Origin of the sequence: Pantoea sp. App145, from assembly GCF_047947045.1 — a bacterium.
In the GTDB taxonomy this organism is placed as follows: domain Bacteria; phylum Pseudomonadota; class Gammaproteobacteria; order Enterobacterales; family Enterobacteriaceae; genus Pantoea.
This window is the reverse complement of record NZ_CP133294.1, coordinates 229,002-245,161: the sequence shown is the minus strand read 5'-3', so window position 1 is coordinate 245,161 and position 16,160 is coordinate 229,002. Positions and strand designations below refer to the sequence as shown.

The window sequence follows — 16,160 nt, the reverse complement described above, 5'->3', positions numbered from 1 at the left end:
CGGCTGGATTAACAATAAGTGAATGTGCAATGGAACATGTTGAAACGTTATTAGCCGGGCTGGATCATTTTACTGATGATGCCAATGGCGGCCTCGTTCCCGCAATTCAACCTGCGGTAACCTCTCAAATATTGCCCGGACAGGGTGCGCTACATTATGCCCGCAGTGGAAATTCGACTTCCCGGCTGGCCGAAAAGCTGATGACCAAACTGGAATCCGGGGCTGAGGCTGCGTTGTTTAATTCCGGCGTCTCTGCCGCCTGGGCAGTCCTCTCGACACTAAAGCACGGCGACAGCCTGATTGTGGAAGAAGAATGTTACTACGAGTTCCGCAACATCATGCTGGCTTACTGCACGCAGCATCAAATCCAGCTGATATTCGTTGATCTGAATGACAACGAAGCGCTTGAGCAGGTGCTGCGCTGCCATCAGGTCAACGTCGTATGGGCAGAGACCGCCACGAATCCACTCTGGAAAGTGATCGATATCGCGCAGGTTGCCGCGCTGGTGCACCGTTACCAGGCCCGACTGGTGGTCGATGCCACCGTTTCAACCCCGTTGGCGATTAATCCACTGCAACTGGGTGCCGATATTGTCCTGCATTCCGCGACCAAATATCTTAATGGTCACGGCGATTTAACTGCCGGGTTTCTTGTTACCCGAGAGGTTGATGAATGGTGGGAATTGATGATGTGGTTCCGCACCAGTTCTGGTACGGTGCTGCAAACGCTGGATGCCTGGATGCTGCTGCGTGGTATGCGAACCCTGGCATTACGTTTCAGACACGCCTGTGACAATGCGGAAAAACTGGCTCAGGCACTGTTGCAGCATCCTGCCGTTCGCGAGGTTCACTATCCCGGCCTGGAGGGGGACCCGTGGTACAGTAATGCTCAGCGGCAAATGAATGGGTTTTATGGCGCAATGCTGTCTTTTCGCTTACACGGAGGCGTGACTGCGGCGAGTCTGATCAGCACTCTCACGCGCACGATCCGCCATTCCACCTCTCTGGGTTCGACAGAAAGTTTAATTGAACATCGCCAAAGTACCGAAGGCGATCAGTCGCGTTGCCCGGCTGACCTGGTCCGTTTGTCCGTAGGGATTGAAAACAGCGATGACCTGATTGCGGATATGCAGCAGGCACTGGATGCCATTAGCCTGATGACCCCGGTGTACTCATGAAAGCAGAGAACCCAACGCTGTTGACCTGGCTGCTGTTAGTGCTGATGGTGTTGTTATGGGGAATCAGCTGGCCCGCGATGAAGATGGCGTTAAATGTGATTCCGCCATTATGGTTAGGTGTGATCCGCTTTCTGAGTGGCAGTCTTTGTTTATTTCTGTTCCTTGCCTGCAAAAAAGGATTAACGCTGCCAGCGAAACAGGACCTGCCGATTCTGCTTAGCGTTGGGGGTTTACAAATGTTGGCTTTTACTGCTTTGGGACTGGTGGCAATGCAGTATACCGACGTCAGCCGCGCGGCGTTATTAGCCTATACCACACCCTTATGGGGGGTGGTTATCTCCGGGGTGTTTTTCCGCCAGGTCCCCAGCTGGGCACAACTCTGCGCATTATTAACCGGTTTGGTCGGGATAGCGCTGGTATGTTCTCCTTCCGAAATAGACTGGCATACCTCAGGTGTGTTGAAGGGGTGCCTATTGTTGTTGCTGGCCGCTGGGTGCTGGTCAGTGGTTATCTTTCATGTTCGCCACCATCACTGGGTACAAAGCCCACTTGCCTTGGCTCCCTGGCAAATGCTGTTTGCCACAGTGCCAATGTTTATTCTGGCTTTAATCTTTGAAGGAGAGCCGAAAGCCATAGTCTTTACCCCATCAATTTTCAGCTTACTGGTATTTATCGGTCCGGTTGCAACGTCAATATGTTTCGTTATCTCAACCTCTTGTGGCCGAAAAGTCAGTAGTTTTGTGATGTCCAATTTCACTTTAGGTGTCCCTGTGGTGGGCAATATTGCTTCACTGTTTATTCTGGGAACGACGATGAGCATATCGTTTAAAGCAGGGTTATTGCTGGTCGTGTTGGGGAGCCTGCTGGCTATTTATGCCGGAACCCGGATCCAGGGGCATAGACTTCCTGAGTAAGGTGTGGAAATCTTAACCCTGACGCGATAAAGGCCGGATTGCGAATGGGGTTCTGTATGCAACTTAATGACGGGGCACTTCATATCGAAGATAACATAACAGACGCCGTCTGGAATGATGTGAAATCATTGTTATCTGGTCTTGATGATATCGCTGTAATTTTAAAAAATAACACTATTCTAACTGACGTTTTGGATATACCTGACGCCGTAAGTTCAATGCAGTTTGAGAAATGTAAATTCACAGCACCAACTGAGCTATCCGGATTGAAAAATGGCAGGAGCGTTATTTTAAAAAATTGCAGACAAGATTTATTATTAGGCAATGTTAAAATAAGAGGGGTTGTTTGTAATTACTTTGAAATTTCGCAGGAAGGGAGGCGTATTTCACCAGGCTTACTATCACCAGACATTGAAGAGTGCATATTTAATTCATGTGTTTGCGTGGGAAAAATGCCAGCAGTATTTAAGCATGTGTCTTTTATTGATAAGATTAGATTCACCAAAAATAAAAAAACACCGAAGATTGCCACAGAGAACACTGACAGTGATGATGAGGAAGAACACGAGCATTTATTTTTTTATGATTGCATTTTTCAGGATTACACTGAAACAAACATCAACATCCATGCAAAAATTTCAATTCATCTTGAAAACTGCCGCACGACCAGTACCGACGAAAGGTTTCACCCCTCGATAACGTTCCCGGCCAACTCGGAAATTATAGATATAAAGATAATAAAATCCAATCTGAGTAGATTGCGTTTATCCTTATTTATGTCTTCAATTGAAAATATGATCATAAATGATAGTTCAGTAGGATTCTTGCAATTAGCGACTATAGAAAATGATGAGAAAAACGCCATCTACAACGTTGTAATTACGGAATCGATTGTTAATGAGTTAAGTTTACGCTACCGGGATATCGTACATGAGCTGGTTTTAACTAATACCGTTTTCAATACCGCGCCTCAGATGTTTGGCGCAAAAATTTCCGAAGGAAGCCAGTTCCCTATAAGGAAATATTTTGTTAGCAGAAAAGGTGAGCATGATGCCTCTTGTTATCGAACATTAAGATACATCATGGAATCACAAAGAAACCGCGATATGGAGGGGATGTTTTTTTCACTGGAACAAGAGAGCTTACTTAACACGAAAAATAAGCTACATAGGTTATTCAGTATCAGCAATATGTATTATTTATTGTCAGATTACGGCACCAACTATCGCAGACCATTGATTATCTTTCTGTTATCAATTCCATTTTTCACAATTATTTACTCGTTAATCAGAACTCACACGGTCGCTGTTGATTTGCCGATAGACTGGAAAAACATCACCAACTCCTTAATATTCACTTTAAAGCAAACATTTCAACCTTTCGATAATCTTAAAAACACGCAAGAAATACAGGAGGGTAATTTAATAAAATCAGTATTTTTATCCTGTGTGGCAATAGCGAACACCTTATTTTCATTCCTGCTGCTGACTTTATCAGGGTTAGCAATAAGATGGCGGTTTAAAAGAGGTTAAGACGCATAAAAATTCTCAGAATTAGACTTACCGAGAGAAAATTGTGGCCAGATTGACATATTGCAGCATGGAGTGTAACCACGAAACGGAGATAAGGGCAGCCAGCACAGATTCAGAATAAATTATTTCGCCCAGACTTCCAGCTGAAGTCCTTTGGTTGGTTGACTTCAATACAGAGAGTCTTTCACCTATGCTTATGTATATGCAGATGCTTTGTATATGTGCAACATGAGTGTTCTTCAGGAAAGACTATACGCTCTTAATCAGTACAGGCGATGCTACGTGAAATCTGAGAAAAGAGCAGGGAGTTTGGTAAGGAGTTTTGCCGTAGCGTTGTCTGGATTGGCACAAACCGTAGCGGCGCGATTTATCGTGCAGTTTGTACGTCATCATGGCTGGACGATGCGCGATAAATCACGCCGCTACGGGTGAGGTGAGTTATGAAGTGCGCTTTCGGATAGTAAATTTAACATAACTATCATTACCCGCACTTTTACAGCGGCTTGATTAAGATGTCACCCTGAACTAACCATCACACCTGAAACTCAATTTCGATGGCTGTGCACTAGTTGTATTGGCTCTTCGTATTTTCCTGCGATTTTTTCGTGCTGAGGCATTGAATAGACAACATTTCGCTTCACAGCAATCTGTGCGACGAGTTCGTCAAAAGATGTTGAACTGACAATGGGTTCTTTCATGTAGTTGATGTAGACGTAGGTTTTGTGACCCTCGCCTTTAACATACAGGATTGAATCCATTTTGATCAGGTACTTACTACCCCCAACTGCATCAATGTAAAGCATGAGAACAAATCCAAAGAAAGCGAAAGGTGAGATTATTCCTAATTTCGCCATCAGGAAATGATCTCGCATAATCTTTTCATTTTCTTTAAAAAAGAGACTGTTCGGCATTTCAGATGTTCGCTTCAGGCAGCCGGCACTCGCTGCCTGAAGTGGTCGAGACAGTTATCGTGTTACTGCACTTTTTTAAGTTCGAGCCGTTTGATCGGACCGACAATCACCACAAAGCTGAAAATGGCGATCAGCGCATGAATGGCGACGAATACCAGCGCCCATTCAAAGTGGCCTGTCGCTTTGACGATGTAACCAATAACCACCGGGGAAACAATCCCAGCGAAGTTACCACACAAGTTGAAAATGCCACCGGCAACACCGGCCATCTCTTTTGGTGCGGTATCGGACATCACTGCCCATCCCAGTGCGCCAATACCTTTACCCAGAAACGCTAAAGACATAAACAAGACAACCAGATAAATCGAGTCGACATAGTTACAGAACACCATCACCATTGACAACAACATGCCGAGTACAATCGGTGTCTTGCGTGCAACAGACAGTGACTTTGTTATGCGCAAAATACGGTCCGAAATAATGCCTCCCATCAGCCCACCCAGGAAACCGCAAATCGCCGGGATGGCAGCAATAAATCCGACTGTTTTGATATTCAGCCCTTTCTCCATCGCCAGATAGAGCGGAAACCATGTAATAAAAAAGAAAGTCAGAACGTTAATGCAATATTGACCAAGATAAATGCCCAGTAGCATGCGGTTAGTCATTAATTGTTTTAATGCGCTTAAATCAAATCCGCTTTTTTTCTGGGTTTTGCTTTGATCCATATCCACCAATGCCCCACCCTGACGGATATAATCAATTTCTTCGCTATTAACTCGTGGGTGGTCCAGCGGATTATGTATCACTCTTGCCGCAGTAAACGTAATCACAATACCCAACACGCCCATAAAGATAAAAATCGATTGCCAACCATAATTGAGTGTCAGCCATCCCATTATCGGAGCGAAAATAGCGGTCGCGAAATATTGCGCAGAATTAAAGACTGCTGCGGCAGTAGCACGTTCTTTAGATGGGAACCAGGCAGCAACAAAACGGCTATTGCCCGGCATCACCGGTGCTTCACACAAACCGACAAGGAAGAGAAGAATGGTGAAACAAACAACGGCACCGAGACCATGGAAAATTTCCACACAGCCTTGCAACAAGGTAAAAACTGACCACAGGCACAAACCAGCCAGGTAAATCTTTTTCGAACCAAAGCGGTCAAGTAACCAGCCTCCGGGGATCTGTGCCAGACAGTATGCCCATGCAAACGCTGAGAATATCCATCCCATCTGACCAGGGTTGATACCCAGAGCAGATGTCATATCTTTACCTGCAATTGCCAGCGTTGAGCGATCCCCCACACTCACTGCTGTTATGATAAATAAAATAATAACGACATGCCATCTGACATTGGTTTTCCTGTCATGCGAAATGTCATCAATTTCATTTAATTGAGCCATGTGACACCACCTTAAACTTGTTAGAAGATCAAAAATGCAAATAATGAATGACTCAGATCCCGCACAACCTGATTTAATTTATTATTTGTACTCCGGATAAATATCCCTCTATTTCATCTGGCAGGATGACCTGACTTAATAATGGTATCTTTTGATATGAATACGATAGGATTCCGGGGAGAACAAGACAATGTGCATTTGCATAACAAAGTGATTTATTTTCTCTGTTTTTATGTTATTTGAAGAATTTATTTGAAGTGGATCACAAAATTAAATTAATGCCCGGGATGGGTTTACGGATGGTTATCTACTGAAGCATGCGGATTGTTTGTGATTTGCTGCCAGATTGTTATGGATATTGGGTGGGTTACGGCACCCCATCAGAATATTAACAATCACAACCGAAGACAAGAAGAAAATATATCGATAATAATTTAATTAAGGTAATTCAGTTTAGAGGGGAAGCTGTTCGAAGGCCGGTAGCATAATAACTACCGGCTAATTTTAGATTTATTCTACGCTGACTGTCTCAGCCGCCTGCTCAACGGTTTCCATAGCTTCGAACAACACGTCGGCAGTGACTTTAACCGGCATCAGGTGAATGGTCTCTTTCGGACGCAGGGTATGCGCAATCATCGCATCAATCTGTACTTTGTCTGAGATATCGATGCCCAGCTCGCGCAGGCTGGTTGGCAATTTCAACTGACGATAGAAGCCCAGCAGCATTTGCAGTTCCTGCTCGTCCTTCATCAGTGCGACCTGAACCAGAATCCCGTACGCCACTTTGATACCGTGCAGAATGCTATGCGTCTGCGGCAGTACCGTCATACCATTGTGTACCGAATGGGCTGCCGCCACGCGGGTAAAACGTTCGCCCAACCCGCCAATTAATCCGCCACCGGCAATGATTGCATCCACCACAGCAATGAATCGTTCGGTTAATGATCCATTATGCAGATCGGCCAATACCGTTACACTGTCACTCAGCAGCAATTCCTTAAGTCCGCGCGCCATATTGAGTGCGGTGCGCGCGAGATAAGGCACCTCAGACGCCTGGAAATTACCCACCAAAACGCTGGCCTCATACCACTTGGCTAACGTATCGGCGATCCCGGCCAGCAGATAAGGTGCCGGAGCTTGCAGAATGATCTCTGGCTCGACTAAAATCAGATGGTTCGCCTGTTTGAAGATCTCATAGCCGATATTCTCCCCCTGGGGGTTATACCAGACGGAAAGCGGTGTCCAGGCTGCGCAGGTTGCTGCAATAGTAGGAATCAGCACCACCGGTAATTGCATGCGGGCTGCCAGCGCTTTCGCGCTGTCCATCACCGTGCCACCACCGACGCCAATGATCACTTTACAGCGTGGTCCGGCCTGCTCCGCCAGACGGCGAATCAGCGGGTCATTACAATGCTCACGGATACAAGCTTTACCGGCGGATTCAACAGCAAACGCCTCTGGCAACCAGGCCTGCGCGGCCTGTAACGCTTGTTCACCATACAACCACATCGCATGTTGTAAGTCAGATTCGCTATAGAAGTTGTTTAATTCACGGATTGCGCCCGGAAAGCAGTAATAATTAGCTGGCCCTGGTACTACCTGAATTTCAGTAAAAGACATTTTTTCTTTCCTGGATAATTATCGTATTAACGCTGCACAACATCGGCATAATCTTCAGCATCAATGTCATAGCCAGCAGGCTCCCAGCGAATTGCAAACAGTGCCAGCAGGCCCAACACCGGCGACAGGGCAATCACCCAGAACAGGCCGGTGTCCAGACTTGCGGTCAGCAGCGGGAATAAAAACAGCGCGATAGTGGTGGCGAAACGGGTGATGGTCTGATTCAGCCCCACCCCAACGCCGCGTATTGATGCCGGATAGCTCAGTGAGGCATACACCATGGTTTGTGCACCCGGTCCAAACCCCTGCCCCAGCAGAAACAGCGCCAGATAAGCACAGCACAGGGCCGCCTTCAGTTCATCATCAGGTCGTCCCGCCAGCGCCAGTCCCAGCAGGGCCACTAACTGACATGCGTATCCTGCAATACTCATCGCCCGCGCACCAAAACGCGGCACCAGCCTCACAGCGGCCAGTCCCCCGGTAAAGGCGAAAAACAGGTTGAGTGCCAGCGATACTAAAATGGTGGTCAGCATCGACTGCTGGAACAACGTGGAAACGATGATCGGTAACCCAAAGGCAATGGCACCGTAAGCAAAGGGAGATACGAAGGACATCACGCTGGTCAGGATGGTCCGTCGCAGGTAGTGGCCCCGTAACAGTAAACCGTAATTCTTCCAGCTTGCTTTGTGTTTGATAGCGGTTGATGAGCCTGCCGCTTCCGTCTGTGGAGCGGCCACGGCCGGAATGTTGTAGGAAACACGCAGGATTTGCGCCGCCTGCTCCAGATCGCCCTGATTGGCAGCCCATACCGGAGATTCCGTCATATAACGCTTACGAATCGTCAGAATCACCAGCGCAGGTACCGCCCCAAATCCGACAATGTAGCGCCACAGGGATGCAGTCTGACTTTCCGGCAGCCAGTAGAAGAAGCCCAGCACCAACAGGTAAGAAACCGAGATGGCTGCGTACCAGGTCGGACACCACATCGCGATACTGGCGGCCTTGTTGCCACGCCCTTTTAGCCTGGAAAACTCAGCCAGAAATGCCATCGCCACCGGGAGGTCAATGCCGATACCCAGCCCCATAATAAAACGGCTGATGCCGAGCACTTCAGCGTTCGGTGCCAAAGCGCCCAAAATAGCGGCAAAGACAAAGAAAAACATATCCGCCATAAAGACACGATAACGGCCAATTTTATCCGTCAGATAACCGCCGATCAGCGCGCCGACAATGGCACCCATGGTGATCGCGGAGACCACCAGACCAATGCCTTTAGGGCCAAGACCGAATTCACGCGTGATGTCTTTTACCCCGAAGGCCAGCGCACCGAGATCGTAGGCATCCAGGAAAATACCGCCGAGCGCAATGGCAACAATGATGCGTGCATTGCTCCGCGCCTGGGTGGAGTTGTTGACTAACTGGCTGACATCGGAAGCGCTGCGGATGGTGTGAACAGCTGAGCCTGGTGATTCAGTCTGCTCGATTTCATTAGTTAAAGTTAGTTGCGTCATGTTTACTATTTATCGTTGTCATCATCTAGATGTTTGGATGTCCAGACGGACAGATTTCCACATTCATTCAGCTCTGGCAACCTTTTTGCCGTGATTAGTTATGAAATATCGTTATATGACAGATATATAACCAAAATTTAACATTGGCTCAATTTGTCACCCCTCTCTGCCGGGGGGCATGGCACTGACATTTTTTTGGGAAAAATTGCGCTGAATGGATGCAAAGATAGAGAGGATTAGTATCAACTAAGGCGGCATTTATGCCGCCTGCTGAGTTACGCTTTTTTCGGCAGCGCGTAAGCGATAACCTCATCACCTTCCGGGGTCATCATGCCGTGATGACCTCCCGCCATGATGATAAGGAATTGCTGACCATTGACCTCATAGGTCATCGGCGTGGCTTGTCCTCCGGCAGGCAGTTCAGCCTTCCACAGGGTTTCACCGGTTTTCACGTCGATCGCGCGCAGATAGTCATCCGTGGTCGCGCCCACAAACGCCAGGCCGCTTTGCGTGGTGAGAACACCGCCATTATTCGGCAGGCCGATTTGCAACGGCAGCATGGAATGCAGTCCCCATGGGCCATTACGTTCGGCGGTGCCAAGCGGACGATCCCATAGCGTTTTACCGGTTGCCAGGTCGATGGCTTTGATCATGCCAAACGGCGGTTGCTTACAAATCACACCAATATTGGATACCCAGCCGGTGTTTACATCCTGACCATAAGGCAGACCCGCCTGTGGACGGTTACGTCCCGGTGGTGGTTTTTTGTAGCGCGGGTCACCCATCCAGAACACGCCCATCGCATCATCCGCAGCTCGTGTAACCAGCTTCGAATAGCTCGGCAGGTCGTTATAGTTAGAAATGATAACGCCGTTATGCACATCGACAGAAATGCTGCCCCAATCCGAACCACCATTGTTACCAGGGTATTCAATCCAGGGTTTATCCGCACTTGGTGGTGTATAGATCCCCTGATAATTCGCTTCACGATACTGAATACGGCAGACCAGCTGATCGATGGGTGAAACACCCCACATCATTTTTTCGGTCAGATCGGGTTTCTGGGTATGGCTATAGAGCGAACGAGGCTGGGCTTTCACTCGCTCCGCCGGTTCCACCCCACCCTGCGGTGCCGGTTGCTCTTCCACTTTATGCAGCGGTTGACCGGTGCGGCGATCCAGCACCCACAGATCCCCCTGTTTAGTGGTTTCTATCAACGCAGGAACCAGGCCTTTTTCGGTCGGGAAATCAACCAGGCTGGGTTGTGCTGGCGTGTCATAATCCCACACATCATTACGCACAAACTGATAGACCCAGCGGGGTTTGCCTGTGGTGACATCCAGCGCGGTGATTGAGGAGCTATATTTACGTTCTTCAGGGGTACGCGTCGAACTATAGTAGTCACCTGCCGAGTTGGCCATCGGTAAATAAATCAGCCCCAGCTTCTCATCGGCAACGGCGGTGGACCACATGTTGGGCGTGCCTGGCGTGTAGGTTTTACCGTCAGGAGGCGTGGTCGTGACATCAGGTTGTTCCATATCCCAGGCAAAGCGCAGCTGGCCCGTTACCGCATCATAACCACGAACCACGCCCGAAGGCGCATGACGGAGCTGACCATCCATCACCTGCTGTCCCGTGACCACCACCCCTCGCACCACCGTCGGAGCCGCAGTCACAGAAACAATACCCGCTGGCCATTTGCCTAAACCCTGCATCAGATCAACAAAGCCATGATCGCCAAAGTCCTGGCAAATTTCACCGGTACGCGCATCAACAGCAGCCAGTTTGGCATCCAGGGTGCCAACGATAATACGCTGCCCACAGGCCTGATTCGGTGCTGCCTGCGGATTGTTGTAGTAAGCAACACCGCGACATGCTGAGTTTGGTGGCGAGAATTCGGCTGGTGTCTGTGGATCAAACATCCATTTCTGTTTGCCGGTTGCTGCGTCAATCGCAAAGACTTTATGGCGAATAGTACAGCCATAAACCACATCACCTATTTTGATCGGTGTCAGTTCATTGCCAAAGTTCGGCGTATGCGCCTCCCCGGTATGATAAACCCAGACACGCTGTAGCTGGCTGACGTTAGCCGGGGTGATTTGCTCCAGAGTAGAGAAACGCTGGGCACCATGCCCGCCGCCGTAAGTTGGCCAGTCCTGGGCAGCTGGCTGAGTCGCGTTGTCAAAATAAGTGCCTACAGGCGTGGTGGCCGCTTCGACAGCATAAGGTTTTTGCGCCAGCGGAATAGCCACCGCCAGTCCGACAATAGTCACCACAATAAGACCGATGCCATAGCGGCGGTAGCCGCGTGTGCCATCAGCCTTGCGGCCAGGCATCAGCGCCACAGCAATCACCAGGAATAACAGCGCTAAATCGAGACGCGGAACCAATGCCCAACCGTTCAGACCGGATTCCCATAACGCCCAAACCAGGGTGGCAACGAAGCTCAAAGCGTAAAGATAAAGTCCGGTTGGCCTTCTGAACACCGTCAGCAGTCCGGTTATCAACCAGATCAATCCCATGACGAAATAATACGGGCTGCCAGACAGGCGTGTCAGCCTGAAGCCCAGCATTGCCAGTACTGCACCTGCCAAAATCAACAAAAGACCGAATACCAGTAAACACACCGCCCTAAGTCGCGATGGTCTGACATTTACTTTATGTGTTTCATCCATGGAGATGTCCGATGAGTTGTATGTGATTAGAAACAGCTGACGATGTGCAGATCCTGAGCAGATCGCGATGTCAGGGTTACGGGTGTGTAATGCAACTTGAGAAAGGATGTTACATTTTACACCATGCCTGTATAATCTATGTATAGTTAATAACAACTGTCAAGGCTTAAAAACACCTCACATCAAACATAACAACATGAAATATAATGATTTATTAAAACTTCAGGTCAGGAAGCCTGGGGTGAGAGGCTATTTGTCTGGTGGGATGTGAATGGAACAGCAGCACGCTGGTCATCGTATGCGCAGCAAAGGTACACAAGATGGCGTACAGGCAAAATAGAGGGCCATGTCAGGTCTTTTCATCTGCGTTACAATTTTTAACAATTGCAAAATCAATAATTAACACCACCACTCCACGTTTTTAACCAGCTGATTGTATTCATCTTTTTTCCATCACGTGATTCACGTCAAATTTTCACCCTTTTGCTACCGTTGGCAAAGAGTGTTGCCAACGGTAGCAAAGGAAAACATAATCGCAACATAACTTCACGCACAGACTGTGTGGGATGAGTAAATCACTGAAACACTCCCTCTAAGCAGTTGGGCGCATGGAGAGGATACTTTATGCTGTGTGCCATGACGCGTCCGGACACAGTGTATTGAGTATGAGTAGAGCGAAAAGCGGTGATAGAAAATTTCAGCAACCGACGGCAGATGACGTTGCCAGGCTGGCTGGTGTTTCGAAATGGACGGTACTGCGGGCTTTCAAAGAAAATGCCTCCATTTCCCCTGAATCCAGAGAGGCCGTACTAACAGCGGCGAACCAGCTGGGGTTTCGGCCAAACCTGCTGGCACGCGGCTTAAAGCAGCGCAGCACAAAGATTATTGGCGTAGTAGCCGATGAGTTCAGCAATCCGCATACGTTGCGCATGCTAAAAGAGGTGACTCAGCAACTCAACGAACGTGGCTACATGACGCTGCTGCTGAATATTGAGTCCCCGGAAAATTATCAATCGGTACTGCAAATGGCCGGTCAGCTGCAGGTTGATGGCATCATTTATCTGGCCACCATTGTCAGTGATGAGTTGCTGGTGGTGGCCGAATCGCTTCACCATATTCGGGCTATCCATGTGTTCCGAAACACCGATAGTGCTGACGTTGAAGTGGTTAACAATGATGGATTCAAAGCGGGCCAGGCGCTGGGACAAGTGCTTATCAGTGAGAATTACCAGCGCTATGGCTATATGAAAGGGCCTGATACCGCTTCAAATCATCTGTTAAGAATGGAGGGGTATGAAGCTTGTCTGGCTTCGCAAGGTCAGTCATTAGAGGTTGTGCTGGTTGCCGGGCATTACGACCGCGATCTTGCTTATCAATGCATGATGGCATATCTGCATGAAACGCCAGCAGATCAATGTATCGATGCATTGTTTTGCGAAAACGATGTACTGGCTTTCGGTGCCATCCAGGCCATACGGGATTTCAGTCCGGATCTGCATATTGGCGTGGTGGGATTTGATGATATTGATGAATCTCACACCAGTACCTGGGAATTAACCAGCTGGAATCAGCGAGCCGACCTCCAGACCGCTGAAGCCATCAATCGGTTACTGGATGATCGGATTGATGAAGGGGGGGAGTGGCAGAAAGGAGAATTATGCCTGCGCCGCTCGCATCTTAGAAAATAAACCATGCTTTCGCCATTATTTATATAATGGCGAAAATAACAGGAGACCATTACCCAATAATCTATCACCGTCATACTCGATCTACTCAATTCAAAATCAAATAACACTGTCTATTAGATACATTCTTCTGAATATTTTATCAGTGAGCGTGTTCATGTAGTCGGTGACTCTTTTTGCCTGGAGCATCGTATGGAACGCAGAAGTTTTATTAAAGCAGGTTTAGTTCTGGCAGGAACAGGAACCGCTGCATCTGTATTTAAGCCAGCAGGTGCAGCTGAAAATAATAATGTATTGCAAGGTGGGAAACTGTGGCGCGCTAAAGAAACGGCCTTGCCGGTACCCGCAGACCCAACAAAGCGATTATATCTGAATGAACGCGAATACAACCTGGTCACAGCAATCTTTGACCGCCTGATACCCGCCGATGAACTGAGCCCCGCTGCCTCCGAGGCGGGTTGTGTCGTCTTCATCGATAATCAACTCGCCGGAGATTATGGTAAGGCGAGCTGGCGTTATAATCAGGGACCCTTCGAAAAGGGCACCGCATCTCAAGGTACCCAGACCCCCTACACACCTGCGGAAATTTATCGCAAAGGCTTACTGGAACTGGATAACCATTGCCTGTCGCTTTTTGGCAAATCCTTTACTGCTTTGTCTCATGACGCCCAGGATAGTTACCTGGAAAAAATGGAATCGGGTGAATTCAAATACCCAACCTTTTCTTCAGAGGTCTTATTTGGACAGTTTCTGTCGAATGTGATGGAAGGATTCCTCGCTGACCCCATTTATGGTGGTAACCGCAATATGGTCGGCTGGAAAATGATTGGTTTCCCTGGTGCACGTTACGACTATCGTGATTATGCGCCGTTAAAAGGACAGAAACTGAATATCGAACCAATCAGCATTATTGAACTTCTGAAAGCGTAAACCCGACAAGGCAAATTATGAATTACACCAGACCTAAGGCTGATGCCGTTATTATCGGCCTCGGATGGGCCGGTTCGCTTATGGCTGAAGAACTGACCCGCGCAGGATTAAATGTCGTCGCAATTGAACGTGGCCCATGGGAACAAACACAAACTAACTTCTCTCCTGCGATTGCCGCCGACGAGCTACGTTATGGCGTGCGACGCGAGATTTTAAAACCACCACGGGTAGAAACGCTGACTTTTCGTAATGACAGCAGCCAAAAAGCCCTTCCCGCTCGTGACTGGAATGCCTTCCAGATGGGATTCAGTGTCGGCGGTGCCGGCAAGCACTGGGCGGCGAATGCCTGGCGTTTCAACCCTTCAGATTTCGAAATGGCGACCCGCCTGCGCGACCGTTACCATAATATGAAGCTGGCTGACGGCCTGATCGTGCAGGACTGGGGCATCAGTTATGCCGAGCTTGAGCCTTTTTATGATCGTGTTGAAAAAATCGCCGGTATTTCAGGCAAAGCGGGCGTCATCGGCGGCGTGACACAACCCGGTGGTAACCCGTTTGAAGGCAGCCGCACCAACGAATACCCTACTCCCCCGCTGATCCGTTCCCACTGGAATGATAAGTTTCACCAGATCACCGAGAAGATGGGCTACCACCCGTTCCCGATTCCTGCCGGGACCATTGGCGCTGCCTATACCAATCCGCTGGGTGTGAATCTCGCCCCCTGTACCTATTGCGGCTACTGCGGTTTCTACGGTTGCGGCAACTGGTCCAAATCATCACCGAATATTTGCGTTGTCCCAGCGCTGATGGACCGAACTCATTTCACGCTGTTGACCGAATGCACCGCGCTTTATATCGATAAAGCCGCAGACGGAAAAACTGTGACGGGGGTGACTTTCCGCGATTCGGATGGGAATACCGGTTTCCAGCCTGCGGATATCGTCTGCCTGTCGGCTTATCAACTGGATAACGTGCGTTTGCTGTTGCTGTCCAAAATCGGCAAAGCCTATAACCATGCGACCGGTGAAGGTACGTTAGGCCGTGCCTATAACTATCAAACCATGTCGATGGGCTATCTCTATTATGAAAATGAACATATGAACCCGTTCATTTCTACCGGGGCCTTGTCGACGCAGATTGATGATTTCAACGGCGATAACTTCGATCACTCCGGATTAGGTTTCCTCGGTGGCGCAGGGATCCAGGCGCTGTCCGACCAGGGTACGCCGCTGGGAATGACTGACCGCCTGCCCCCTGGCAGTAAAATGTGGGGCTCGGCCTGGAAGAAAACGTTCCAGAAAAGCTACCAAAACTACGCCAAGATCCAGGGTCAGGGGACTTCATACTCGCATCGCGATTCTTATCTTTCGCTCGATCCAAACTACACCGATGAAAATGGCCAGCCGTTACTGCGACTGACCTTTGACTACAACCAGAATGATCGACTCATGGCGCGCTTTATCCGCGATCGCATCGAAGATATATGCCGTGTATCCGGTGCCACATCCTGGGAGACGGAAGCCTTCCCGGATAAGCACAACTCCCCCTTCCGCGCCTATGACAGCTCGCACACCATTGGCGGCGCGGTGATGGGGCTGGACCCAGCGACCTCGGTGCTTAACCGCTATCAGCAACATTGGGACGCGCACAACCTGTTTGTGCTGGGTGCTTCTTCTTATCCCAATAACGGCGGATATAACCCCACCATTACCCTCAGCGCACTGACGTTGTGGACCGCTCACGCCATCGTCAATGACTATCTCAAAAATCCGGGATCACTGGTGCGATAAGGAGAATA

General features: G+C 48.9%; 11 protein-coding genes. 6 read left to right on the top strand and 5 right to left on the bottom strand.

The genetic code is table 11. The features are described 5' to 3' along the window. The first annotated feature begins 29 nt into the window (after positions 1-29). The 3 genes from RCF31_RS27650 to RCF31_RS27640 are packed head-to-tail and all read left to right on the top strand — an operon-like array spanning position 30 to position 3,624. Positions 30-1,178: a trans-sulfuration enzyme family protein gene (locus RCF31_RS27650; RefSeq protein ID WP_416414595.1), complete on the top strand. Its 1,149-nt coding sequence runs from the start codon at positions 30-32 to the stop codon at positions 1,176-1,178. Then, a complete protein-coding gene (locus RCF31_RS27645) occupies positions 1,175-2,092 on the top strand; it encodes a DMT family transporter (RefSeq protein WP_416414594.1) in 918 nt (305 codons plus the stop codon). The genes RCF31_RS27650 and RCF31_RS27645 overlap by 4 nt, the downstream gene beginning before the upstream one ends. 56 nt (positions 2,093-2,148) lie before the next feature. Next, positions 2,149-3,624 (top strand): hypothetical protein, encoded by a 1,476-nt coding sequence (locus RCF31_RS27640; protein ID WP_416414593.1) that lies wholly within the window; start codon positions 2,149-2,151, stop codon positions 3,622-3,624. A gap of 545 nt (positions 3,625-4,169) precedes the next feature. Here RCF31_RS27640 and RCF31_RS27635 read toward each other — a convergent pair. From RCF31_RS27635 to RCF31_RS27615, 5 genes are all read right to left on the bottom strand, one after another. Then, complete coding sequence (locus tag RCF31_RS27635) at positions 4,170-4,535, bottom strand: hypothetical protein (RefSeq protein ID WP_416414592.1); 366 nt, start codon at positions 4,533-4,535, stop codon at positions 4,170-4,172. A 62-nt stretch (positions 4,536-4,597) separates the two neighbouring features. Continuing rightward, positions 4,598-5,941, bottom strand: a complete 1,344-nt coding sequence (locus RCF31_RS27630; RefSeq protein ID WP_299453994.1) for an MFS transporter — start codon at positions 5,939-5,941, stop codon at positions 4,598-4,600. A gap of 510 nt (positions 5,942-6,451) precedes the next feature. Further along, entirely contained in the window at positions 6,452-7,561 is a 1,110-nt protein-coding gene (locus RCF31_RS27625) for an oxidoreductase (protein WP_416414591.1), read from the bottom strand. 26 nt (positions 7,562-7,587) lie between these two features. Beyond that, the gene (locus RCF31_RS27620) at positions 7,588-9,072 is read right to left on the bottom strand and encodes an MFS transporter (protein WP_299453999.1); all 1,485 of its coding nucleotides are present in this window, start codon (positions 9,070-9,072) and stop codon (positions 7,588-7,590) included. A gap of 275 nt (positions 9,073-9,347) precedes the next feature. Then, positions 9,348-11,747 carry a membrane-bound PQQ-dependent dehydrogenase, glucose/quinate/shikimate family gene (locus RCF31_RS27615; protein ID WP_416414590.1) on the bottom strand — a complete coding sequence of 800 codons (2,400 nt, stop codon included), beginning with the start codon at positions 11,745-11,747 and terminating at the stop codon, positions 9,348-9,350. A gap of 665 nt (positions 11,748-12,412) precedes the next feature. Here RCF31_RS27615 and RCF31_RS27610 point away from each other — a divergent pair. From RCF31_RS27610 to RCF31_RS27600, 3 genes are all read left to right on the top strand, one after another. Next, complete coding sequence (locus tag RCF31_RS27610) at positions 12,413-13,435, top strand: LacI family DNA-binding transcriptional regulator (RefSeq protein ID WP_299454001.1); 1,023 nt, start codon at positions 12,413-12,415, stop codon at positions 13,433-13,435. A 189-nt stretch (positions 13,436-13,624) separates the two neighbouring features. Continuing rightward, positions 13,625-14,362, top strand: a complete 738-nt coding sequence (locus RCF31_RS27605; protein ID WP_416414589.1) for a gluconate 2-dehydrogenase subunit 3 family protein — start codon at positions 13,625-13,627, stop codon at positions 14,360-14,362. A 17-nt stretch (positions 14,363-14,379) separates the two neighbouring features. Beyond that, positions 14,380-16,152, top strand: a complete 1,773-nt coding sequence (locus RCF31_RS27600; protein ID WP_416414588.1) for a GMC family oxidoreductase — start codon at positions 14,380-14,382, stop codon at positions 16,150-16,152. Positions 16,153-16,160 lie beyond the last annotated feature (8 nt).

Coding starts and splice junctions, on each gene's coding strand:
- RCF31_RS27605 (WP_416414589.1), top strand. CDS start 13,625: ATGGAACGCAGAAGTTTTATTAAAGCAGGTTTAGTTCTGGCAGGAACA.
- RCF31_RS27630 (WP_299453994.1), bottom strand. CDS start 5,941: ATGGCTCAATTAAATGAAATTGATGACATTTCGCATGACAGGAAAACC.
- RCF31_RS27640 (WP_416414593.1), top strand. CDS start 2,149: ATGCAACTTAATGACGGGGCACTTCATATCGAAGATAACATAACAGAC.
- RCF31_RS27610 (WP_299454001.1), top strand. CDS start 12,413: ATGAGTAGAGCGAAAAGCGGTGATAGAAAATTTCAGCAACCGACGGCA.
- RCF31_RS27650 (WP_416414595.1), top strand. CDS start 30: ATGGAACATGTTGAAACGTTATTAGCCGGGCTGGATCATTTTACTGAT.
- RCF31_RS27645 (WP_416414594.1), top strand. CDS start 1,175: ATGAAAGCAGAGAACCCAACGCTGTTGACCTGGCTGCTGTTAGTGCTG.
- RCF31_RS27600 (WP_416414588.1), top strand. CDS start 14,380: ATGAATTACACCAGACCTAAGGCTGATGCCGTTATTATCGGCCTCGGA.
- RCF31_RS27625 (WP_416414591.1), bottom strand. CDS start 7,561: ATGTCTTTTACTGAAATTCAGGTAGTACCAGGGCCAGCTAATTATTAC.
- RCF31_RS27635 (WP_416414592.1), bottom strand. CDS start 4,535: ATGCCGAACAGTCTCTTTTTTAAAGAAAATGAAAAGATTATGCGAGAT.
- RCF31_RS27620 (WP_299453999.1), bottom strand. CDS start 9,072: ATGACGCAACTAACTTTAACTAATGAAATCGAGCAGACTGAATCACCA.
- RCF31_RS27615 (WP_416414590.1), bottom strand. CDS start 11,747: ATGGATGAAACACATAAAGTAAATGTCAGACCATCGCGACTTAGGGCG.